Annotated in this window: 17 protein-coding genes and 2 pseudogenes; 6 read left to right on the plus strand and 13 right to left on the minus strand. The window is 56.1% G+C overall.

Going from position 1 to position 23,643, the window contains the following annotated elements; translation table 11 throughout:
* Nucleotides 1–111 precede the first annotated feature (111 nt).
* On the plus strand, nt 112–1,515 hold the full coding sequence (locus FAZ97_RS18000) for an aminotransferase-like domain-containing protein (RefSeq protein WP_158759804.1): 1,404 nt from the start codon (nt 112–114) through the stop codon (nt 1,513–1,515).
* A 289-nt stretch (nt 1,516–1,804) separates the two neighbouring features.
* Here FAZ97_RS18000 and FAZ97_RS18005 read toward each other — a convergent pair whose 3' ends face one another.
* The 7 genes and pseudogenes from FAZ97_RS18005 to FAZ97_RS35710 form a co-directional block, all read right to left on the minus strand.
* Nucleotides 1,805–2,260 (minus strand): hypothetical protein, encoded by a 456-nt coding sequence (locus tag FAZ97_RS18005; protein ID WP_158759805.1) that lies wholly within the window; start codon nt 2,258–2,260, stop codon nt 1,805–1,807.
* 78 nt (nt 2,261–2,338) lie between these two features.
* Entirely contained in the window at nt 2,339–2,704 is a 366-nt protein-coding gene (locus FAZ97_RS35235) for a helix-turn-helix transcriptional regulator (protein WP_199272145.1), read from the minus strand.
* 1,658 nt (nt 2,705–4,362) lie between these two features.
* Nucleotides 4,363–5,085: pseudogene (tnpC, locus tag FAZ97_RS18015) on the minus strand (IS66 family transposase); the annotation flags it as partial.
* 70 nt (nt 5,086–5,155) lie between these two features.
* A complete protein-coding gene (locus tag FAZ97_RS18020) occupies nt 5,156–6,274 on the minus strand; it encodes a hypothetical protein (protein ID WP_158759806.1) in 1,119 nt (372 codons plus the stop codon).
* A 115-nt stretch (nt 6,275–6,389) separates the two neighbouring features.
* Complete coding sequence (locus FAZ97_RS18025; protein WP_158759807.1) at nt 6,390–6,947, minus strand: hypothetical protein; 558 nt, start codon at nt 6,945–6,947, stop codon at nt 6,390–6,392.
* A gap of 239 nt (nt 6,948–7,186) precedes the next feature.
* Nucleotides 7,187–7,795 carry a hypothetical protein gene (locus FAZ97_RS18030; RefSeq protein WP_158759808.1) on the minus strand — a complete coding sequence of 203 codons (609 nt, stop codon included), beginning with the start codon at nt 7,793–7,795 and terminating at the stop codon, nt 7,187–7,189.
* A gap of 446 nt (nt 7,796–8,241) precedes the next feature.
* Nucleotides 8,242–8,373, minus strand: coding sequence for a tyrosine-type recombinase/integrase (locus FAZ97_RS35710; RefSeq protein ID WP_158759809.1), 132 nt, complete (start codon nt 8,371–8,373; stop codon nt 8,242–8,244).
* A gap of 538 nt (nt 8,374–8,911) precedes the next feature.
* Between FAZ97_RS35710 and FAZ97_RS18040 the strand changes: the two genes are divergently transcribed.
* Nucleotides 8,912–9,703 (plus strand): hypothetical protein, encoded by a 792-nt coding sequence (locus FAZ97_RS18040; RefSeq protein WP_158759810.1) that lies wholly within the window; start codon nt 8,912–8,914, stop codon nt 9,701–9,703.
* Between the two features lie 907 nt (nt 9,704–10,610).
* Nucleotides 10,611–11,186: an excisionase family DNA-binding protein gene (locus FAZ97_RS18045; RefSeq protein ID WP_158759811.1), complete on the plus strand. Its 576-nt coding sequence runs from the start codon at nt 10,611–10,613 to the stop codon at nt 11,184–11,186.
* A gap of 164 nt (nt 11,187–11,350) precedes the next feature.
* Here FAZ97_RS18045 and FAZ97_RS18050 read toward each other — a convergent pair whose 3' ends face one another.
* The 4 genes from FAZ97_RS18050 to FAZ97_RS18065 form a co-directional block, all read right to left on the minus strand.
* A complete protein-coding gene (locus FAZ97_RS18050) occupies nt 11,351–12,556 on the minus strand; it encodes a type II toxin-antitoxin system HipA family toxin (protein WP_158759812.1) in 1,206 nt (401 codons plus the stop codon).
* A 3-nt stretch (nt 12,557–12,559) separates the two neighbouring features.
* Nucleotides 12,560–12,892 carry a helix-turn-helix domain-containing protein gene (locus tag FAZ97_RS18055; protein WP_158759813.1) on the minus strand — a complete coding sequence of 111 codons (333 nt, stop codon included), beginning with the start codon at nt 12,890–12,892 and terminating at the stop codon, nt 12,560–12,562.
* Between the two features lie 509 nt (nt 12,893–13,401).
* Entirely contained in the window at nt 13,402–15,213 is a 1,812-nt protein-coding gene (locus FAZ97_RS18060) for a methyl-accepting chemotaxis protein (RefSeq protein ID WP_158759814.1), read from the minus strand.
* A 1,334-nt stretch (nt 15,214–16,547) separates the two neighbouring features.
* Nucleotides 16,548–17,342, minus strand: a complete 795-nt coding sequence (locus FAZ97_RS18065) for a LuxR C-terminal-related transcriptional regulator (protein ID WP_158759815.1) — start codon at nt 17,340–17,342, stop codon at nt 16,548–16,550.
* A gap of 432 nt (nt 17,343–17,774) precedes the next feature.
* Between FAZ97_RS18065 and FAZ97_RS35835 the strand changes: the two are divergent.
* The 3 genes and pseudogenes from FAZ97_RS35835 to FAZ97_RS18080 form a co-directional block, all read left to right on the plus strand.
* A pseudogene (locus FAZ97_RS35835) lies at nt 17,775–17,915 on the plus strand (fumarylacetoacetate hydrolase family protein); the annotation flags it as partial.
* Between the two features lie 336 nt (nt 17,916–18,251).
* Nucleotides 18,252–19,571, plus strand: a complete 1,320-nt coding sequence (locus tag FAZ97_RS18075; RefSeq protein ID WP_158759816.1) for an MFS transporter — start codon at nt 18,252–18,254, stop codon at nt 19,569–19,571.
* Between the two features lie 47 nt (nt 19,572–19,618).
* Entirely contained in the window at nt 19,619–20,743 is a 1,125-nt protein-coding gene (locus tag FAZ97_RS18080) for a porin (protein ID WP_233271784.1), read from the plus strand.
* Between the two features lie 950 nt (nt 20,744–21,693).
* On the opposite strand, the gene FAZ97_RS18085 is transcribed toward FAZ97_RS18080, so the two are convergent.
* On the minus strand, nt 21,694–22,770 hold the full coding sequence (locus FAZ97_RS18085; protein ID WP_158759818.1) for an ATP-binding protein: 1,077 nt from the start codon (nt 22,768–22,770) through the stop codon (nt 21,694–21,696).
* On the minus strand, nt 22,767–23,456 hold the full coding sequence (locus FAZ97_RS18090) for a response regulator (RefSeq protein ID WP_233271808.1): 690 nt from the start codon (nt 23,454–23,456) through the stop codon (nt 22,767–22,769). The genes FAZ97_RS18085 and FAZ97_RS18090 overlap by 4 nt, the downstream gene beginning before the upstream one ends.
* Between the last annotated feature and the right edge of the window lie 187 nt (nt 23,457–23,643).

Below are 23,643 nucleotides of genomic sequence, written 5' to 3' on the forward strand. Positions count from 1 at the left end.
TAGACAGTCTCTATACTGATCTGCAAACCGTGCTGGACAATTCTCGCCAACTGTATTGGTCGGCGCCCGAATCGTTCGGGTTTTCCCTCGCACTATACGCTTGCTTTTCCGATGATCGAACTCGAACTGGAGCGCGGCCGCGGCGCAGCGACAACGCTCGTCGAGCAGCTCGTACAGGGCTTCACGCGCGCCATCGATGCGCAAACGCTGCGCGCCGGGGCGCTGTTGCCCTCGGTGCGGCAGCTCGCGCAAACGCACGAGCTATCGACCTATACAGTGACCGAGGCGTACAACCGTCTCGTTTCGATGGGCTTCGTGGTCGCGCGACGCGGCTCGGGCTACCGCGTGGCGCCTCGCAACGAGTCGGCACGAGCGAGCGCGGCGGGCTGGCAGCTGCCCACGCTCACGGCCACGTGGCTGCTCTCCGACGTGTTCGCCGATCATTCGGTGCCGATCAAGGCGGGCTGCGGCTGGGTGCCGGGCGAGTGGATCAACGAAAGCGGCCTGCAGCATGCCTTGCGCGCCATGAGCCGGGTGCCGGCCGTGCGTCTGGGCGACTACGGCCACCCTTACGGCTACGCGCCCCTGCGCGAGCGCATTGCGGCGCAACTGGACCGCCAGGGGTTGCCTGTCGAGGTGTCGAACGTGCTGCTGACGCAGGGCGCGACGCAGGGGCTCGACCTGATCGTGCGCACGCTGCTGCGGCCCGGCGACACGGTGCTCGTGGAAGACCCCGGCTACTGCAATCTGCTGCAGATCCTCAAGCTCGCGGGCCTGACTGTGCACGGCGTGCCGCGCACGCCGGCCGGGCTCGACATCGAGGCGCTCGAGCGCCAGGTTGCCGCGCATCAGCCCAAGGCGATCTTCGTGAACACGACGCTGCAGAATCCCACCGGCGCGACTTATGCGATGTCCAACGCGTTCCGCTTGCTGCAGATCGCCGAGCGCCAGCGCATGTGGGTCGTCGAGGACGATGTGAGCCGCGAACTTGCGCCGGCGGGCGCGCCGCTGCTCGCCGCGATGGAGGGCCTGCAGCGCGTGGTGTACGTCAGCGGTTTTTCGAAGACGGTCACGCCCTCGCTGCGTTGCGGCTACGTGGTCGCCGAGCGCGATGTGCTGCGGGAGCTGGCGCGCGCGAAGATGGCGGTGGGGCTCACGTCGTCGTCGACGATCGAGCGCATGGTCGACAAGGTGTTGCTCGAAGGGCGCCATGCACGGCATGTCGAACTCGTGAACGAACGGCTGAAGGCCGCGCATGCGTGCGTGGAGGAGCGGCTGGATGCGCTGGGGCTCGAGATATTCCACCGGCCGCGCGCGGGACTCTTCGTGTGGGCGCGCCTCGCGATCGAACCCGAACGGGCCGGCACGATTGCCACAGCGGCGCTGCGCGACGGCATCTGGCTCGCGCCCGGCTCCTATTTCCGGCCCGACGACGAACCGAGCGCGTGGTTCCGCTTCAACGCGCCTTATTCGACGGACGATGCGCTGTGGCGGTTCATCGAGCGTGCGCGGTAGGGCGCGCCTTCAAATGAAGATGCACAATAAAGTCTGCACCTGAAATTGCATCGACGAGAAGGACAATTAAGTTTGTACTTTTCGTTGCTCGACCTGGTGGTCCCCGCCTCGAACGGTTGCCCGATAAGGCTCCACGGAAATGTGCATGAAATGAGAGCCGATCGCAGGCGCTCCGAATCACTGGTTTGTAGAGCGTGTGTATAGACAGGAATCCAAAATATAAGTCTGTACTTCTGCCGCCGGTCGCACATCTGACCGTATCGGCACGATTTTCGCTTGTCTACTGTAGTCAGGCGAAAAGCAACCATATGTTGACATGTAGTGCTGCCGACAGCTTCGCAACACCGCTCAACTTCCCGCCAGCTAGTCCCATCTCCATGAGATGAACATACTCCGAACCCAAGCCGGCTCGCCGGGCGAGCTCCGAGTGGAATATGTGTTGCATTCGTCGATATACTTCTACTCGTCCGAAGACATGGTTGACCAGCTCCTCCTTCGTGAACGAAATGAACGGGAATTCACAATCGACGAAAAGTGACGCGGGATGAACCTTGAGGGTCCCGCTCGCGCGGGCGATGAATTCGAGACGGGCATCTGTTTCTGCACTTTCTACATTCTTGACAGATTTGCTGGTTGCCCATCCTTGACGCGCAAAGTCAGTAAGCGACAAGCCGCGAGCCGTTCGAAGCTCACGAAGTCGACGGGCTAGGAGAAGCTGTGCTTCACGGAATGCAGCATTCGACATTTACGACCCTCGGAGCTACTCCCTGCAGAGCGAACGCTCCCTAGCTAGTTGGTCCTGGAGGCTTCCGATGTCAGGGGCTCAAGGGAGCGAAAAGAGAGTTGCTACATCGACTTCAAGCCTTAACGCCAGCGATTCGGCTACATCAAGTGTCGTGTTTGTTCCCAATTTCTCGAGCTTCCAAACATAGTCCCGGTGGAGTCCTGCGGCTTTCGCAAGAGCATTCTGCGACATCCCTGCGTCGAGACGCGCCACCTGAACATTCCGGCGAAACAGGTCGAGCATCTGTTCATCGGAGAGTGGAAAACTCAGCGGCACCAGTTCTTCGCAAAAGAAAGAAATTGGCGCGACCTTGAGCGCGCGGGCAAGGCTCGCAACAGTTGTCAACTGCACGTTTGCCCGCGTGCGCTCGATATATCCTGGCGTACCCGCGCGAAGACCTGCCATTGCCGCCAATGTAATTGCGGGGAGGTCTCGTGATGTACGTATATCGCTCAGCCGGGACGCAAAATGCTCCCGTGCACTTATCCGATTTTTTACCATATTATCGGAAGCATTACGGATAGACAGTCACACGTCTACCTAGTTATAAAAGTTATTTGATAAGATTCGGGCATCGGGCAACTGCTCGACCGAGAGGCGTGGGGCTGTGGATCCCGTTCTTGATTGGTATATTTTGATAACAATCGTCGATAGTTCGTAGGCGATCGGATGCGCGTGAAGTCTTGCGCATGGCGCAGGAGCTGTGTCGAGTTGTGTTCCGGATTGCGCGTGTCGGAGTATCGGGTCCGCTTCGGACGGGGGCGAGAAGAAGATTGCCTTCAGTAAGCAGCGTGCAAGGGCGGTGGCGTCGGTGCCGGGGGGTAATCGGGGAAGCACCTGTCGTAACTTGTATCCTCGTTATGTGTGCTAGCCTCGATTCGGCAGTTGCCGTCGCGGTCTGATACCTTGAGCTTCCGGGCATGAGCATTGTGCCGGTCTTCGGAGCATGCTTTGAAGCTATTGGGCTCCTCGGCGCTCCGCGCTTCCACAAGGGAGGTCGGCGGATAGCTCAGCGGGCCTATCCTCTGAGCCAACGTGCGCTGGTGGATAAAGGTAGTTGCTTGTCCTCGTGGGCGCCGGAGAAGGTCGTTGTGTCGGCGCTCGTACGACAATCACATCGTGCGATGCAACGCCGGGTTCCATAGGGTACCCACGCTGGAAATTTGAGCTGGTGTGCGTCTGCTCGATTCCGCGTCATAACGGCATCACGATAGGCACGGACTACATGCTCCAATCCTGACTGCTGTCCGTCTCTCGGCACTTTTAGCTTTTGAGCGCAATTTCATCATTGAAAATCCAAAGGGCATTGACGCGTCTACAGCCTTCAATATTCCGCGCAACGAAAGACCGGACGACACGAATTGACGAAAGTAAGCTCGCTGCGGCGTTTGGGATCGAACTCAAAGGGCGAGCGAGGAGGGCTCGGGTGAATGGATCCGCTTGCGGCAATCCTCGGAGATTGGCATCCGAGGTGTGGAACTGAGGAAGGCTGCGGTATGCCTCAACTTATCGTGGGGGCGTCGCGTATCGGCCTTGGCCTCGCGTGAAGATGCTCGCGAGCTGCAGCAATGAGCTTGCACAACTGCTACACCTGATTGACGGTCGCTTTGCTCTGCTTTGTAGATGGCAGGTACCGATTGACCGATTGTGTGGGTATGGCAGCGATCCTGGCGCAGGTACCATAAACGGAGACAAGGATGCCCTCGGCATGTCCTGTGCCATCGCTGAATCGGACGTCGCGGCGTTGGAGCGTTGTGGAAATCGTCTCTTTGCAATTGCTGTAGATACCTCGGCTATATCACCTTCGACGCAATCGAAGTGAGGTTTGGCCATTTCCGGGAGCTATTCCCGAATGACTGAGAGATGGTAGGGGAAAGGGGTGCACCGCCATCGTCGGGTCGACGAGGACCATTGTCCGCCAGGTATTCGAAGTGGACGCAATTCAATGGCCACGCTCGCCTACATAGAGGGGAGTGGAGCGCTTGATTCACGGTAAGCGGCTCAGCTCGGCCGCTTGTCCATGCTCGTGCGTGTGAGGCATGATGGTGAACTGGGGCTGCCGGTCAGGTGGCGGAGTTCGGCGGACTGGCTCGCGTGTGCAGCTTGTCGGCCACACACCAGGGCAAGAGCTCGTCGATGCGGTTGATTTTGTGATCGGCGATGTGGGTCAGCACATAGTCCAGGTAGGCACGCGGATCGATGTCATTCAGTGCGCAAGTGCCAATCAGCGCATACATCGCGGCTGCCCGTTCGCCGCCGCTGTCTGATCCGGCGAATAAAAAATTTTTCCGGCCCAGGCTTACACAACGCAGCGCGTTCTCCGCGATGTTGTTGTCGATCTCTAGCGTACCGTCTTCGCAATACAACGTCAGTGCGTTCCACTGGTTCAGCGTGTAGTTGATCGCCTTGGCCGTATCGGACTTTGACGACATGGTTTCGAGCTTTGCCCTGAGCCAAGCTTCGTAGATTTGAAGCAGTGGTCTGGCTTTCTCCTGCCGTATTCGCAGCCGTTCGGCGGCGGGCCTGCCGCGAATGGAGGCCTCGATGCCGTAGAGCGCGCCAATATATTCGAGTGCCTTTTGTGTTGTGTCAGATGGCGTGCGTACGTGGATGTCGTAGAACTTTCTCCTCGCGTGGGCATGGCATGCCGCCTCGCGTATCGAGCCATCGCGGAACAATTCGTCGAAGCCTGCGTAAGCGTCCGCTTGCAGAATCCCTTTGAAGCTGGCGAGATGGGTTTGAGGGTGGATGCCTTGCCGGTTCGGCGAGTACGCGAACCAGACCGAAGCCGGTTGCCCGCGCAGGTCTTGCGAAGGTGCCCAGGAATTGTCAATGGGAAATCGGTTTTCCGACCAACTATTTCGTGAGCTGCTCATGGTCTGGCAACGCCCAATGTCGAAGAGCCGGCGCCGTGTGGACGCTGGCAGGTGAGCCTGTTAAATCATCGACAAAGCGATTGACGTACACGTGCCGGGGAAGGCGGTCGCGGCGTAGGCAGTCTACGCGCTGCTGGAACGGCATGTTGTTACCTGTGTCGTTCTCCCATCCCATTTGAAAATTCGTTACCTCGGCGTAAAACGCGTCCTCAAATGCAAATGGCTGAAACGGGTGCGTTGCGAGTACCGTCGCTCCGCTGGAGACGTACATAACTGGCAGCTCCGCCCGCAATCTACGGAAGAGAGGATCGCGGAGTGCTTCGTAATCGAAAAAGACGCGCCCGCGCTCGAGTCCAAACATGACCGACATCGATAGCGGTCCGTCGCCATCGTCGATGATGAGTTCCCGGTAGGTGGGTCGACCATCCTGGCAATGGAAAATCCAGGATTCGTCGAAACTGGCGACAAGCGGAACGACGACAGCGATTTTCTCGTGGATGTATTCCTGTAATGGTTGCGGTGCATGGTTGCGCGGGACTAGAAAGCACGTGTCCGGCCGCGCGGTTGTCGCCTGGCGGCGCACTGCCTTAAGCGCCGGTGATAGCTCGTTTACAATATATCGCTGAACCGAAGGGGCGCGTGTTATCGCTTGGCCGTGTGACAATGGCACCGTGCTGACGAGGAGGGCTGAGGCGTCGTCGAGGACGTCTTCAACTGCTTCGCTGCTCCAGTAAGGAAGCACGTGTCGGACAGCCGCTCGAACGGCGGTCATCCTTTCCATTGCATCTGAGTCACCCGATAGTCTAGCGCCTGTGGTGTCTGCGAAGCTTTGCTCCAGCTGGTCCCGCCTTTGAGCCAGGAAAAGGGTTCGTCCGAGTCGGCGTGCGAAGAGTTTGGAATAGTTCGACTCGGCAAGTTCGGCGGCCCAACCGGGATGGTCTTCTTGCAACCACGAGAGAAACGTACCTACATTGACTCGAGGATTCAGATAGTCACTATTGCGGCTAGTCAGCGCATCGAGAAGGGCTACGGCGTAGCGCAGGCCGCTTTGAATGAGTGATTCTGCCGTTTCGTTTGGGCTGGGGAGGGTGATGTCCATACTTAGGGGTCTTTGAAGTGCTTCGATTGCGTACTGAATTTTTGATATGGTCGATGAGCTATGCTGATTGGAATGCCCGTGGTAGCCGTCGGGTGACAGTGGGTCTTCGTCTCAGTCAGTCGCTTTGCTCGCTGACTACTGTAATTGCCCTTCTGGCGATAACAGGGATATCAAATGGACATCTAGTCGATTCCTCGGTTGGCTTGTCATCGTGAGGGTGACGCGATTGAGCGCTCATCTCGTGCACCCAAATCTCCTCCTTCAGCTCCTCGGTGACAGGGATGCAGTCAAGGGCCACATTGTCATCAAACAGATAGAGCACGAGATACCGACCAGCCCCTCCGAATTCCTGCGACCTCGCAAGAATGTTTCCACCGCGTAGCTGGAGATATACGTCACCTTTACCATCCTCTCGTTCTCGCAGAATGATTGCCGCAGGTAGCTCTGCCGCCGGAGGTACTTGCGCAGATACAATGCCAGGGAGCGAAACGACAAGACAGGGCTCATCCGTCATCAGTTCAGGCACGGCGAAAATCTCTCGTGAGTTTGTGCTATAGGTCGAAGGCTCGCTTGCGTGTTGAGAATCCTCCAAAATGAGGTCTGCGAGTTCCCGGTTGATGTCGTCGTGATTCAGGTCCAGCGTAGTGACTGCGGATTCAGTAACGGTGTTCATAGTCTATTTAGGGCTTGGTGATGCGCACCGTACCTCTCGTCTTCGTGCCACATGGCGACGACGAGAGCACGCGGTGTCGCTGATTATGTTGGACCAGCTGCGTGTAGAGCCGATTTTTGTTCGCTTTCGCTTTCGCTTCGCGTGGCGATGGGGGAGGAAGCGATTGGGAGGCTTTGTGCATGGGTCTCTTTGTACGACTACGGCGCGTGCGGACTACACAGGTAAAGGTATTTGCGCCTTCAGATTGACGAGCAGAGGGTTTCGCCGAGTTGTTCGAACTCAGTCAGGTTGACAATTTCGAAAACTCCAATGTGATTAGCCTCTGCCGCGACCCTCTGCCACGCTTGCTGTTCTTCCGGCGTAAGGGATCGGTGGTCGTCTTCAATCGCATTTGCTTTGTTCATCTGTTCGAAGACGTCATCAGAAATGTGGTAGTGCGAAACTACTGGTCCATCATCAAAAATCCATAGGACATTCAAAGCATCGTAGAGACTGACACCTGCCCAATGCGGCGCCATGTTCGTCAACGCGATTTTTTCGGCCGCAAGCATCAGGCAGGCAATGCGGTCGCCGTTGGGTCTGGGGTGGACCGCGCTGTTTATGTCCCGTTCCTCATAGTCGAGTTCGGAGGAATCCATGCCGTTCAGCGGAACGGCCACAATATTGCCGGCGACTCCTGCTGCGTCTGCAAGCACGGTATTCGCTGGTACGACATAGCACGTGAGTGATTCACGGTCCATCGCGTCGTTTTGGATTTTGCGAAGCGCGTCGATGTCGAAATGATGGGTTTCAACTTTGAGTGCAGCAGACCGAAGGCCGGGATGACGTAGTTTCTTGCTCGGTACCATGATTTATAGATTGGGTATATGTAGATTAACTCTCGTTGCTAAATTAGCAATGACGCAGGAGAGGCATTCGATTTCGAATTTCCGCATCGCGTTGAATCAAATATTAATGTGTACTTTTTGCGTTGACAATAGGTTTTGAAAAATATCCAAGTATTTATACAGACAGATATTTAAATATTTATACGGCTAAATTATTCAAAGCGAAATCAATAGGATGAAGAGAGTGACGCTCGTGTTTGTTTTCAATCGGAGTCGCAGCGCGCGACGCGCTCGAGAATGAGGCTGAGCGTGTTTATTTCGTGCTCCACGAACGACTCGAATTTCGGGGGAAGTCTTCCGGGGCGGAAAACGAGTTTCGATGTTCGGATTACCTGGTTTACCTTTGGGGGGGCGCGGTCAAACGCCGCTTCTATAAACGAACGTAGTTCGGACAGGTCCGACATCGCTTAGCCGGCTATCGTCGTTACCGATGCATGACCGAGGATGCGCTGGACTATCGGCAGGGGAACGCCATGCTCAACGACCATTGACCGGGCATAGCTGTGGCGCAACCAGTGCCGCGATGCGAGATGCAACATCGCCAGGCCTTTCAGCTCTTGGCATGAGAGCAATGATTCTTATGCGAGTTTGTGGGGCGCTTTCGTGGCGGCTGGGCGTGGAGTAGGTCGTTCGAAAAGTATTGTGGATAAGGGATGCTCCGAGATTTCACGGAAATGGAAATTTCATTATTTGTTGAAATTTGTCAAAGCACTGAAATAAGCTATTTGGCAGTGACGGAAAAGAATTCGAAGCGACGGATTGCCGGATATATGTTGATTAGGGAGTAAGATTGAGTGATGCACGTGAGAAAGTTCGCGCCGACTGCCGAACAAGCGGCGAAAATTCAGCAAGCGCTGTAATCGCATCGCAAGGCACAGAGGCGTGGGCGCTACACCCCTCGCAGGCTGGTCGACCGTTGGAGTGCCGAAGCTGGGATCGAACCTCCAAGTCACGCAGAGCCGAGCGCGGGCAGCGCGAGTGATGAAGGTGATTCGAGGTGCAGCGATGGCGACTCCTGACGGACACGACAGAGGGAGCGGGCAGGTTGGCGTTTAGCAAATGCGCAGGAGACGAAAGATGGGATTTCGCGAGCACATCCGACAACAAGCGTCCAAGGCGCGGCGGGACATGGTCCGCGACGGAACTCTGCTTGGAGAGCCCGAGTTTCGTGTCTTGCTCGGTGTGGACAAAAGGCAGCTAGCTAGCCTAGTTGCGGAGGGAAGTTTGTTTTCGATCGGCGTCGACGGGCTGCAGTACTTTCCGGCCGTACTCGGCGACCCGGGGCGAGAACGCACGCGGTTGTATTCCCTCTGTCGGATTCTGGTTCCAGCCCCATCAGCAAGCCGGCTCGACTTCCTGGAAAGCAGGCAAGGCTGTCTGGGCGGCCTTTCTCCACTTGACGCGCTCGGCCACGCCCGACTCTATCGATCTGTGCGAGACGCAGCTCGTGCGTGGGCAGCCGAGTGGTCTCGGACCATCGTGCAAATATACATCGGCAGCTATCTCGAAGAGCCTGCGGATAGCGAGCCGGCATACATGGCGGTGGACGAAATTGACCCGAGGACCGCGCTTTGGAAGCGCGCAGTAGGTGCCTTGCAAGCCGATGGCTACATCTTGCCACCCCGAATGTTGCCTCAGGCCTATGAGGCAACGGTTTTCATCACACGACACGCTGTCGGCAATCGTCCGGCCGTGCTGGAAGCACGCATTGCCTTGAAGGTCGCTGGCGACCTCGCTCATGTAGAAATATCTGTTCCCGGCACGGCGCACGGCGACCTTTCTGTCTCGTTAGCGGGAAGCAACAATGTCGTCGACGTTGTGCTTCAAACCATTGAGGCGATTCGGAGATCGGACGGACAACCGGATTGACGCCATCAGTACTTGGAAAACGTCTGTCGGGGCGGCCGCTCCTCAGTCGGAGTGAATTGGGAATGACTGTGCGTGAACTGATTGCCCTCCTGCAAAGGGCCGACCCTGAAAGTACTGCGCTTTTTCTCGACGACTACGCCGATCTGTCCGAAGCCGACGAAGTGTTCGACGTAATCATCCCAGTAGAGCCCTGGACCCGCGAACGCGGAACGTGCGGCGCCGCCGAGTACAGCGTGCGTTACCCTGATGCGTTTGAACCGCGCGACGAAAGCTACAGTGACGTCACACACGAAGCGCAACGTGTCGTGCTGGTCACGAACGGGCGACTAACTGCCGACGCAGGGGACTCACTGAACTGCGGGACAACTGAGTCTTGTTTGTGCCTATCCGGTCGAGGCGGGGTGTTTCTCCGAGCTCAACGAAATTCGAGTCCCTCTGCGATACCTGGGGTGCAATCAGGCCGACCTTGCGCCTAGTAGGGGGCCTCGGTGGATAGCGTCAAGCAGGACGTCCGGACGTAGTCATTGAAAATCATCTAGCGGGCCGCCCACCTCGGCGCGGCCATTCGCCAGACGTTACTTGTCACCGGCGGTGCAGCAGGGGCAGTGTTGGTCGTCGATGCGGTTCCAGTCGCGGTCGTTCTGGGTTGTATAGGCTCTCGAAATCCATTCAACTGACTCGAGAATATTTCAGAAGACGACCATTTTCGCGCCGTGGACTCGAAATTTGTTCACGAATCGGTCCCTTCGCGGCTGGCGCTCAAAATTTGATCGCCTTTCCGATATTAAGGGGTGGATAAGTACAGGAGTCAATAGGACTAGAACATTCGCTCTGGCGCTTCGATTTTTTCGATTTATGCGATTTGTACGTTACTGTCACGGGGTCTTCCTGGCTTCGGAGAGAAACCATGCAAGCGGTTGATATGCTGCTTTCGGCCCAGGATTCACTGGCGCTCAAAAACCTGCACGGCCCTGCCCTTGAGGGAATGGCGAGCGTCCTTGCGCGCAAGGTTGAAGAGTTCCTGAGGGCAAACCCGGAAATGAAACCGGGCCCGGCTGAGATGCTGGAGATGTTGGCGGTTGCACTTGATGACGCGGCTCTTGTTGGCGCGGGGGAGTTTGCCGAAACGTCAAAAGACGCCCGCGCGGCACTCCTGTTGCTACTTAGCGCAAGTAACGTGACGACTCGTATTTTCGAGGCCGCCAGGCCCTCAGCGCTAGACAACCGGATGCTCTCAACTGAAGAGGCCGCCCAGGCGCTCAACGTCTCCCGTCCTTACGTCATCAAGCTTGCCGACTCGGGCAAACTCGGCGTGGTTGAAAGAACAGAGGGCTCACACCGACGAATCCCGGCTGCCGCTGTTCACGCTTATCGCGAGCAACGGCAGACTGAAAGTCGAGAGGCAATGCAGGAGCTTGTTGCCGTTTCGCAGGAGGCGCGCCTCTACGACGCCGATCACAAGAATGGCAGCAAGAAGAACTAAGCGCACATGATTCAGGTTGAACTGCCCCGAGCGGTCTTGTCCAACGCAAACATTCTGTTTTCTGCTCTATTGCGCGACGTATTCATAAGGCTTCGGCGCCGAAACTGAACGCTATATCCCACCCACTGGGCAGGTCGGGATTCAAAGTATTTCGGGTGTTCTGGCTATGGGTGAACACCCTTTCTAGGCTTCGCGTCAGGCTTGATGTCCTCGAGGCCTTGCATCCAGGTGTCCAGCATCCGCCCGCCGACTTCCCGGAATTCTGGATATCGGTGCGCGTACTCGCTGACCAGCGGAACCACTTTCTTCACAGCGCTCGCAACTTGCTTGAGCGCTGCGCGCATGTCCGTTGGAGAGAGACTCAATCGCGCAGCGCCGTATTCGAACAGCGCTTTACCGGAGCACCACACTTTTTTGCCTTTCAGCGGCAACGCCGGTGTGTCATCTTGGTAGCGACGATAAGCGGTGACAGTCACGATGCCGTACACAGGAGAAAGGCGTGCGTCTCTGCCATTCGTGTACGTCAGCGCATAGTTCTTCATATGCGCGCCAGCATTACGCAGCGCATAGTTCAGCAGCAACAGCAAGAACAGCTTGCGCTTGCTGTCTTTTCTGTGATCCACCCCGAGGTACTGATTGCAGAGTTTCGCAAGGTCCTCGATGGTGCCTTCGTATTTGCGTACGGGGTCCATGCCCTTCAAGGCGCAAAAGTCTTCGACTCCAAGTCGTGTGCCATCCGCGTTCAAGTCGAAACGCCGTATCGCAAGCACCTGACCGTCCTCCGAAAGGCGCGTTTCCGGGACTTCGAGTTCTGTATTTCTCGCGACCTCAAGACAGAGGTATTCGTTGACGCTGAGCCCTGGCAGGTCAACTGGACCCGTCTTCAGGATGAACTCGTCCGTCAAGACGGTCGCCTTCTCCTTTCCGGAGGCCAATGTTTTAGGCATGGCCCCGGAAACACCCTCGGTAATCGCAGCCTCAAGGTGCTTGAACAGGTTGTCTCGGGAGCCTGGGTTCGCGAGCAGCGTCACCAATCCGAACGTGGACCGGGCAGTGTCAAGCGGCGCACCGCGCGGGATTGCTCTCACACGCCCGATTGTGTTTGCGCCCGTCAGTGCGAGAAGCGAGAAATCGCTCACGTCCGCATGAGGACCGAGTTTTTGGCGGATGAGGTCCTTCTTGAAGCCTTCCGGTAGATTCATCTGAAACGACGGCATGATGCCTCCGGGCCACGTGTACGAGGCGTTGCGTACGGGCATGAGAAGCGAGACGACTTCCGCCGTCGGCGTACCGGGCAGATAGGTGAAGACGCCACGTTGCGCCTCTTCCGTCAGAGTCCCGACCAACGTGGTGTTGCAGTAGATGTCCATGTGCTATTCGCCCTTTCGAGTGGCCTTGATGCTGGCCGCAGCACGCGGGAGCCGGACCCGTCGACGGGTTTCCACGACGGAAACGGGGGGCGTGCGCTGCTCGGTCAGAACGTCGTCGAGCGTACGACCATGGCCGATTGGGCGAGCAATAAGCTCGAGCCCTACTGCCTCGAAGAGGCTCAGTAGTTTGAGTGTCCCGAGTTCCGGTAGCAGCCCAGTCTCGAAGCGGCTAATCCGCGCGCGCGGGATTCCGCTCTGCTCGGAGATCTGCCGCTGGGTCTTGTTCGCTGCGATCCGGGCGAGGCGAAACGTTTCTCCGAGGTCAGAAAGGTTCATGGGCATCCCGCATTACGTTAAGTACAGTCAAGCCGCTGCTGAATTGGGGAGCAGGATCATTGCGTATCATACATGAAACATTATAAGCAAATTTCGATGTAGTGTGTCCTATATGACACGTTACAAATGCCGCAGGAGTGCGCGAAAACAGAACGGGCTAAGCCGGTACGATGTCGACAGGCGAACTTCAGATATCGATCCAGCGACGGCTTAAGAGTGACGCCGCGTAGAAATCAGAAGCCTTTGTCCGCCTTAACTTGGCGGGGCAAGTTTGAGACGGATAACGGTCCCCAATTTTCAAGAACATGACCGTAGCCGGAAAGTTGACGTCAGCACGTTCGGGATGGGCCGCACGAGCGCATTCCCGCACGTTGTGCTCGTGTCTTGAGCGCCCGAAATATGTTCAGGCTCGTCGGATACGTTGACGGTCACGACGTCGAGACTCTCCACTTCGGTCAGATACGGAACCTATGTTGGAGCTTGCACGGTCCTGGATCGACGCGCTTACATCAAGAAGCGGTGAGCATACGTCTAGTCAGGGGAGGGGAAGCTGTCTCGTGCGAATCGAGCGTCAAATGAAAGAAGCCGACACTCTCTAACAGTTGAGCAGCCTGTTCATTGAGGGATGCCGAGGCGGCTGAGGCTTCCTCGACCAGTGCCACGTTTTGCTGTGTGTTCCGATCGATGTTGGCTACGGCCTCGCTTGCAAGGGTGATGCCCGTACTCTGCTCGCTTGCTGCAACAGCTATTTCACCGATGATCGCTCGGGTTTCAGTTACAGACCGGATGATTTCCTCCACCTGTGTACCAGCATTCAACACCAGCCTCTGGCCTTGCCTGACAAAGGTGTTGGATCCTTCAATGAGAGATCGGATCTCTCTTGCTGACGCAGCACATCGTTGGGCAAGGCTGCGGACTTCAGTTGCAACGACGGCGAATCCGCGCCCGTGCTCTCCGGCTCTGGCAGATTCGACCGCCGCGTTGAGTGCGAGGATATTTGTCTGCGAGGTCAGTCCCTCGATGGCGGCGGTTATCTCGCTCATTTTTTGTGATGCGCTGGCGATGGAGTTCATCGTGTGAACTGCCTGCTTCATGGCCTCGTTTCCTTCCTGCGCCACGAGTGCAGTTTGTGCAAACAACTCCTTGGCTGCGTTGGCATTGGCTGCGGTATTCTTCGCCTGTGCCGCAACCTGCTCGATACTGCTTGCGGCACTCTGGAGAACGAGTGCCTGTTGTTCGGTGCGTTGCGACAGATCGGCGTTGCCAGCGGCGATTTCGCCGGTTGCCGTGGCAATCAGTTCGCTTCCTGAGCGCACAGCTGCCACTGTTTTGATCAGACTGTTTCGCATTGTGCAGAAGGATTGGTAAAGTCGGCCGAGTTCATCCTGTGTGTCTCGACCGGTGAGCGGCGAGTTCAGGTCGCCGGTGGCAATTTGTTCGCAATTCCTGACGGAAGCCAGTACCGGCTCGACAATTGATCGGGCGAGGTGCCTGTATCCGAGAATTGCTATGGCGAGAGATGCTGGAAGAACGCCCAGCAATAGAATCGTCTGTAGATGAAAGCGTCCCAGTCCGACTAGGAATTCTTGGTCGGCCTGCGCTTTTTCCCGCTTGATCAGTGTGCCCAATGCAGAGGCGAACGGATCCCATGCGGCCACGCTGCGGGCACCTGCGAGCGCAAGACGAGACTGATCTCGCGCGTTGGCAGCCGTCTGCATGTCCACGAGCGTACCGAGAAATCGGTCCAGGCTGATTGTAAAAGCGGTGTCTTCCGGTTGGTCCGGAATACCCTCTCTGATGCGGGCGTACTCCGAGGAAAGACTGCGAATCTCAGATAAGTCGTGACTGGCGAATTCAAGCGCGGATGCACGTTCAGCAGTGGATAGACCGTCGAGTGAGAGGAAGTCTGAAGTTGCATCAAGTGCATCGACCTTGATGGTCAGAAGGATTTCGACGGCTCGTGCGTTGGTGCGGTACAACGTCTGCATCGCACGGGTTCCCTTCTGGTTTGTGTACATGCTGTACATGTTGCAAGTAAGGAGAAGTGCAATGAAGAATAGCGCGAACACGGAAAGGCGTTTCTTGATTGACATTTTTTTGTTCCATTTCCCGTGAGCAGCTAGGGGAGGCTCGGGCTGCACGGCGTATGGCAGGTGGTAATCGCGGGCGGTGCAACCATGCGAAGAACCGGAACTGGTATCCAGATACCGGTCCGTATCGGTTTCGCGACGTAGTGTTCCTGCCTTGTCGGTACTTATATGCATAGAAGGTTTGGCTGAGCCTGCGAGACGGCCGAAGAGGGCGCGATTGTGGCTGTCCATTTGCCAATTCCAGTATGTGTAGAATGGCAGCCATTGCCGGCTTCCTGGGTGGTCGAATGCATGTTTCGTTGGTTCTATTAAATCCGCCGCGGATCGAACGTGATGGCCATAAGCTGAACTGCCTGGCTTGGGAAACCCGTATCTTTCCGATGTAAGTCATCGGTAACTCCATGAACCGCATCCGCGAATTTGATGCCTTTGCCGCTGTAGTAGACCCATAAGTATTGAAACCCCCTTCCTGGCTGGCGGTTCACGTGACCGTCGACCAGGGTCCCAGAAAATCGCTGGGGTAAAGGCTGCTTCAGTCAAAAACCGTTTGCACTACCCGTACAAGGTGACCACAACGGCATGCGCCGTGCGGCCAGCGCGTCTGCAACGCGCGCGCGAAGATATCGTGCCCAATATTCTTTGGCAGATAACGGACACGACGCGCAGTTTCCGCAAAGAGGTCCCGATAGCGATGAGGCGACGATGCGCGGATCTGTATCGGTGTGAACTGTCGTCCGTGGGGTGCGAGCACAAACCGCCTTCGTTCGCCCCCGGTGGGTCGGGCTGCTAAGCCAATAGAAATCACAGGTGAAGGAGGTTTACCCAAGCTTGGGCGCGACGCCTGAAGGCATCGTCAAGACTTGAGCAGGCAGCGGATCAGGGGTGAGCGCGGCATCACAGATGAAGAGGTTTTGCTGGTCCTGAAGTTTGAGTTTGTGAGTGGCTGCAGACCTGACGAATACGGATTCTTCATCGATTCTGTCTTTTTCGTGCAGTTGTCCACAGTGGTCCGAGCCTTGGTCACTGGTGCGCTCACGGTCGAGAGAAAAAATACGGGTGCCGTGGCCAACTGGACATCCGGATCGGCTACAACCCGTGAGGCGAATTTCCGCTCGTTTTGTGCCGCATCTGCGCGCGTAGATGGGGTACTTCTGAGGGGAAGCACACTGACTCGGGAAAGTCCCGCAAGGGCTGCGTGACAGACGGCATGATCAGACTCGATTAGCGACATCGGGGACCGGAAACCTTGTCGAGGAAGTTCGGGTGGTGCGTTACAGACCGCGGTTCGCGTTGTTCAGGTTGACTTGAAACTATAACCATCTGTCCGCCCAAGAGCGTCGTCACCTTAGGCGGGTAGTGACGATAGAACTTAGTTCCTTGATCTTCGGCAGCCTGTTAGGACGCTCAGGGGTTGGCTTGACCGATGAATTTCGCCTGACGCCGCCCTAAACTCTGCCAGCCCTCGCGGTCGGCATTGAAGTTGGGGCAGAGTCAATGGACAAATAACTAAAGCGCAACGCTGTTCTTTCATTTTGTGAATTGGCGCCGTATCTGGGTTGTGTGCCTTAAGGGGGGAGATTAGCCGGCGGACTGTTGAGCATCGCGAGTAGTTCTCGTTGTGTGCGTACTCCCAATTTGGCAAACGCCCGATACCGGTAAGTTAGAACGGTCCTTGGCGAGAGGTCCAACTGCAGTGCTATTTCATTTGTTGTGTTGCCCGCTAGTACACAGCTGATCACCTGCCGTTCACGATGTGCTAATTGCGTCAAGATGTGCTGATGCAATACGTCGCTCGCGGCAGAGCAAAACGTCTTCCGAATATGAGCTATGACGACCTCATGCAGGATTTGCCCACACTGCGCAATCGTTTCGAAATCAGATGCATCGAAGGATTCAAACGCAAGATTCCGATAGAAACTCACTGCGATGCGTTGTCCGTCCTTGTTCAGTAGCAGGACGGACGCGCGCTCACGTATGCCCGGCTTCGAGTAACACATATGTCTGTAGTACGGATCGGCAACATCTTCCGCGAATTGGTGACTCATCCAGGTCTGAGAGCGTGTCGGTGTTTTTTTGCGCGCGAGCCACACCATGTTGTTATCGAGCATATCGAAGCGATTCTGACGATATTCAACGGCTGTGACCGAGGCCACGGCACCATGTGCGCTGGCCGTGGACAGAGCCGAGACACGTCCGTTCGCCTCGAGCACAAAAACCGTGCAATGGCTAGCAGGTATTAGTTGCTGGATTGCATCTAGTATCCATTGTGCAAGATCAGGCGTACCGATACCGGAGATGACACGACTGACGAATGCGGAGGGTATATCGCATGGGGTCGGTTTAATTTTCCAGCGTCTCATGAGAGTCTGCGGGTATCCATGTAGTAACAAATTACGACAACTCGTTTGCGTACCTAAGTCACAATACATCGTAATCCTCCCTCGATATCAATAGGTACGCAAGAGGAGTGTGGCCTGGTACCCCATCTCTTGCCTTGTGAAGCCTCGTGGGCGTTCGCAGAGCTTGTCCAGTATCAATGGCTAGCCGTTAACAGTGAAGGAAGTCGCACAGACAAGAACCTGAGTCATCGTATTGAACATCCTGGTTGTCTCTGACATCGGTGGCTCGCGGCCGCGCTGCCGATACTCGAAGGAGCATTCGATGCAATCTCGCATGACATTGTTATCGTCGGTGGCGGTTCCGTCGGGCTTTCGACTGCATCGGCTCTTGGCGACAACGTTGACTGATCCCGACCTGCATCTCACAGGCTTTCGGCGCGAGAGAAGGTACGGGCTGCGCTCGATAACTGGTCGTCCGTTGCGCCGCAGCTCGAAAGATTGCGAAGACTACTGGATGCGAACGGATTGGCTTCGAGCCAACAATTTGATGCGTTGAACTGCATGGCCTCGCTATCGCGCGCCTACCGTCAGTAGTGCGGATTCTGTAAATCGAGATGCGTGCGCTAGCGAAGCGCGAGTGCGCGAGCTGCTTTTGATGGTGTCCTTGAAGATTCGCTCAATCCGTATCTGGACATCGCGATCGCGTGTGGATCGAGGTTTTTGAAGGAAATGGCGGATCGATATTGGCGCAATCGACTAGGTTTTCGGTGTCGGAAATATTCGATATTCGAATGATGTGAAGTGGACGATGTGTCGCTACTTTCATTTGGACCGACCGAGCCAAGAGCGGACTGTTGAAATGGAAGTCCGTGAAAAGAACGAAAAGAGCTATACGTCTTAAAGACAGTGACAAGCCTACAAGGAGACAACATGAAACCGCAGCCTGCTATTTCCCTGGATGAAGCGAGAAGAGATCTCAATAGAAAGATAATGTTACGTATTGTACCGTTTCTATTTGTTGCGTATGTGATTGCGTTTCTAGACCGGATCAATATCGGGTTTGCGCAACTTCAGATGAAGTCAGCCCTCGGATTCAGTGACGCAGTGTATGGATTGGGCGCAGGTATTTTCTTTTTGGGTTACTTTCTTCTTGAGGTCCCTAGCAACCTTCTGTTGATGCGTATCGGTGCCCGCAAGACGTTTGCGAGAATTATGGCCTGCTGGGGCATCGTGTCTGCCTGCATGGCATTTGTGACCACGCCAACAATGCTCTATCTACTGCGGTTCTTGCTTGGTGCATTTGAAGCTGGATTTTTTCCAGGCATCATCCTGTATCTGACCTTCTGGTTTCCAGCCTCGCGTCGGGCTACCGTAACGTCCTGGTTGTTTGTTTCTGTTGCTGTCGCAGGGGTGCTGGGCGGGATCATTTCCGGCGTCATCATGCAATACACAGCCGGTCTCCACGGACTCGCAGGATGGCAATGGCTCTTTATTGTCGAGGGTTTGCCGTCCGTTGCGCTCGGAGGGCTGGCGCTCTGGATATTGCAAGACTCTCCCAGCGAAGCGAAGTGGTTGACGGAGGAGGAGCGGCAACTGCTGGCACGCGAACTCGAGGAGGACCAGAATGCGAAGCGTCATGTCGCGTCTGGCTCCCTTCGCGACGCTCTGTTCAACTCGCGTGTTTATCTGCTTACGGCTATCTATTTTACTCTAACGTGTAGCACGATGGCCGTCAGCTTCTGGGTCCCTGCAATGATTAGAGCGGCCGGCGTGACGGATGTGTTGCATGTGGGTCTTTACAGTGCAATTCCTTATGGTATTGGCTCGGTTGGGATCGTGCTCATCTCCCGTCACTCCGACCGTCACCGCGAGCGGCGGATTCATTATTCTGTTTGCGCAATTGGCGGAGGTATTGCCCTGTCAACTGTCGCGCTGTTCAGTGGAAGTCTGCCGTTTGTCCTTGGACTACTCAGTGTAGTTGTTGTTCTGACGTTTTCAGCGTTGCCGATCTTCTGGTCAATTCCCCAGGACTATCTGTCCGGCACAGGAGCTGCTGGAGGAATTGCGATTATCAGCAGTCTGGGCATATTAGGCAGTTTTTTCAGCCCAGCAATGATTGGCTGGATAAAGTCTACGACAGGACGTCTTGATAATGGTCTGCACGTTATGGCGCTTCTAACAATCTTAGGCGGAATCGCAATGTATTTCGCGTTGAACGATCAACCGCGAGTGGATGCTAAGTTAGCCTAAGTGGTTATAATTAAATTATAAATTTAATTATGATTTGGAGACGTGGCGTGAAAAAGATAGTTGTATCATTGTTAGTATTCTTTGGTCTTCAATGCTCCTCCTTTGCGCAAACCAGTGTAACACTCTACGGCATCATTTCCGTAGGAGTTGGCTGGGTCAACAACGAAGGAGGAGCGTCTAATTACAAAATGCTAAGTGGGGCGAATCAGAACACAAGATTTGGCTTCAAGATTGTGGAAGATCTTGGTGGGGGAAATCGTGCGATTTCTCAGTTAGAGAATGGGTTTGATATTACGAGCGGTAAACTTCAGCAGGGAGGACGATTGTTTGGACGTCTTGCGTACGTCGGTTTGAGCAATGATGATTTTGGCACGGTGACCCTTGGTCGTCAGTACGATATGTTTTGGGATTATTTCACACCGCTTGTCGCAGCCTCTGCCACAAATGGTCTGGCGGCGCACCCAGGCGATGCAGATAACCTGATGGGAAGCTGGCGGTATAGCAACTCGGTTAAGTATGTATCTCCGACCGTAAAGGGGATTACCGCCGAGGCGCTCTATGCGTTCAGCAATGCCGCCGATGCATTTTCGGTTAATCGGGCTTTCAGTGCTGGGATTGGATATGAAAACGGTCCCCTCAAAATCGCCGCGGCGTATGTTCAACTGGACCGTCCTGGGCTCGTCAACGCAAGTGGTGCCGTGTCGGATGACTACGCATCGGCACCATTTTTCCTGTTTCGTACGAGTCCGCTGAACAAGACGGTTGGCGTTGACAGGCAGCGCAATTTTGGTGTGGGGGGGCGTTACGATTTTGCCGATCTCCGATGGAATGTGCTTGTCGACAGGGTTCAATTTTCTTATCTCGATGGAACCACTCTACATCTGACCAATTACGACACGTCGCTCAGCTATCGTATCAGTCCTGCGCTCGTTATCGGGGCCGCGTATATCTATACGCAGGGAAAATACGGTGGCAGTCTTAGCGCTAGCTCTCACTGGAACACAGGGCAAATCAGTGTCGACTACCTGCTATCGAAGCGCACGGATATCTGCCTCTTTGACTCCATTCAATGGGCGACGGGTCAATATGCAGTCGCGGACATATACGGTAACTCCCCATCCACGAGCCGTAACCAGAATGTTCTAATGGGCAGTATTCGACATAAGTTCTGATGGGCGACCATTTACCGAAGAAAATGGAATGAGGCGCGCTCGTTCCTGTAGGCATCGACTTTAACCACGACTTTGAGAATGATCCGGTAGGCGATGGCTTGCGTCGGGGGGGCAGTCGTGTGAAGAGATATTGCTATTTCCTCGAGCTGCCCCCGGTAACTCAGGACATGCGGACACCGTTAGGTTGATGGCGCCGGGGTACGCCTGAACTCGCGAGGCGAGCGGTATTGCAGGGCTTTATACGGATGGCGTTCGCTGTAGTGCATACGAACGCCTCTCTTTTCGAGAGGCTTCGACTGGCATTCAAGAACAAGACAGGCTGCAACTGTATATCCATACGCGGACTCCCGCCGATAGGCAAGATCGGTGTGCATTTCGAAGGTCTTGACTGCGTCCGCACATTCGGTATTTGATGTGCCTGCCATCAGCACGAGCCATCATCGAAATTTGTGCGCTTGCCCCTCATCGGCCTAGCTTCGTAACGCAGCCGCCGTTGCGCCGGTTTGTCGCTTCTTGCGCAGTCGTGGATGACGTGAAGATATCTCGGTACGGTACGAAGTGGTTATGCTGAGTTGAAGCTGTCGCTACTGGTCAATAGTGCCCACGCTATTCGTGCTGTCTTGTTCGCAAGATAAATCGCCGCCGCGCTCACGTGGCGGCATTGCATCACAGTTTTGATCCAGCAAATGCGCCGGTCTTCGCGATGCCCGACGAAGCGAATCACCGCGCTCCCCGGACCAGCAGAGTGCGGAGGAGTGGCCGCGGAAGTGTGCACCCCGGAGAGGACGGGAATCCATAACATCAGCCTTATCGCAGTTCAAGCCGCCACTGCGGGGAACTATGAAATCCGTTGAATCGCCGCACAATCGATGTGCTCTTCGCCGAAGACCTCAAGCAGCATAAACTGTCGATCCTCGATGGTAAGAGTTCGCAAGTTACGCGACCTGGTGCTATAAGCTGGCGCGCGGGAGCGCCATTTCGAAGATGGAGCCGCCGACCGCAGACCGGCGATAGCGAACTGTGCCGCCGTGCGCAAGTGCAATGGCACGGACAACAGAGAGGCCAAGGCCTGTGCCACCGGAACTGCGTGAGCGGGAGAGTTCGGCACGCGTGAAGGGCTCGAATGCCTGCCGGGCGAAGTCGGGGGCAATACCTGGTCCTTCGTCCTCGACCTGAAGGATGACGTGCAAGTCTGATACGGTGGTTCGGACTATCAACTGCCCGGGTGTGGCGTAACGTCGGGCATTGTCGATCAGCGCCAGTATTGCCTGCCGGATCCGCGTGCCGTCGCATTCGACGAGGACGGATCTTGTTGCCAGATCCAGCGAAAAACCGGCAGCCAGGAGCGCGGACCGGACAGAGTCGACCACATGTTGGATTTCTACGCTGATGTCTGTGGTCACAAAGTGCATTTCGAGGTGCCCACTGTTCTGTAGCGTCACAACGCGAAGATCGTCAACAAGGCGTGACAGGCTATCGACCTGGATGAGTAATCCGTCGACCAATGTTTCTGTTGGCTCAAATACCCCATCCCGGATTCCCTGCAGACGTCCCTTAAGGATAGTGAGTGGTGTACGAAGTTCATGGGCGACCGCTGCGTTCCAGAACGTCATTTCGGCAGCCATGTCTGCGAGTTTCACGGCCATCGTGTTGAAGTCGTCGACAAGATTGGCCGTTTCACCGAGCGAGAGATCCCCCGGCAGTGCTCTAGCGGCGAGATCCCCTTCCGCGATGCGGCGCGCACCTTCCGCAAGCGAGTTAAGCGGCGCAATAATCCGCTTGGCAAGCCGCAGCGCAAGAACGATTGCCACGACGAGCGCCGCGAGCAGAAGCGAGGCGAAGATGACGTAGTCCGGCGCGTGCACAATGAACATGTTCTCGGGCGGGCCGGGCGGCGGCGGCCAGAGCGTGAACAGCAGCCCGTAGATGATATACGAGCCGACGAAGGCGATGAGTGTGGTGATGACCGACACCAGACTCATAGAAAGCACGATCTGGCGACTAAGCTTGCTGCGCTTGCCGTTCATAACGTCACAAGCCGGTAGCCGACGCCGCGCACGACAGTGATCATTCCCGTCGCACCAGCCATCTCCAGCTTCCGGCGCAGCTTGCTGACGTGGCTGTCTATGGTTCTCGCCAGTGAGTCGCCACCGGGCAGGCAGGCGTCGACCAGCTCGCTTCGGGTGAAGGCCCGATTGGGGGAGCGAGCCATGTGAGCTAGGATCCTGAATTCGCTGGGGGTCAATGCCAGTACGCTGTCGTGCGAATTGTCCCGTACTCGGGCAAGGTGGCTTTCGAGGTCGACCTCTAGCCGCTGGACCCTGATAAGGCGCTGGCCGCTGGATGTGCGGGCGCGACGCAGTACCGCCTTTGCGCGTGCAACGACCTCGACCGGATTGAATGGTTTGATGATGTAGTCATCGGCGCCCAAGCGCAGTCCCTGCAAACGGTCGATGTCCTGGTCCAGTGCCGTGATCATGATGACCGGAGTTTCGCCACGCTGGCGCAGCGCGCCGAGGACCTCCCAGCCGTCTTTGCCCGGCATCTTGACGTCCAGGAGTACGAGATCCGGTTTCAGTATCGGCTCGACCTCGAGCGCAGTACTGCCGTCGGCGACCCGGTAGGTGCGAAAGCCTTCGCGCATCAGGTATGCATCGAGTATTTCTGCGATCGCGGGTTCGTCTTCGGCTATCAGGATCAGCGCGTTCATCATGGATTCAGTCTGCTGGGAACATACGGAATTGTCCATGCAACTCCAACGCGGGTCGAGTCTAGCCTGGGGCTGTCCATCAAATCTCCATCATATCGCAACAATCTGTGGAAATTCTTGTGCGATGCTGTGGAGAACTGCCGGGCGGTGGAGCAGCCTTGGTCGTCGGGGTGTGTTCGCGGGCACCGGC

This window comes from Paraburkholderia acidiphila (genome assembly GCF_009789655.1).
GTDB classification, from domain to species: Bacteria; Pseudomonadota; Gammaproteobacteria; order Burkholderiales; family Burkholderiaceae; genus Paraburkholderia; species Paraburkholderia acidiphila.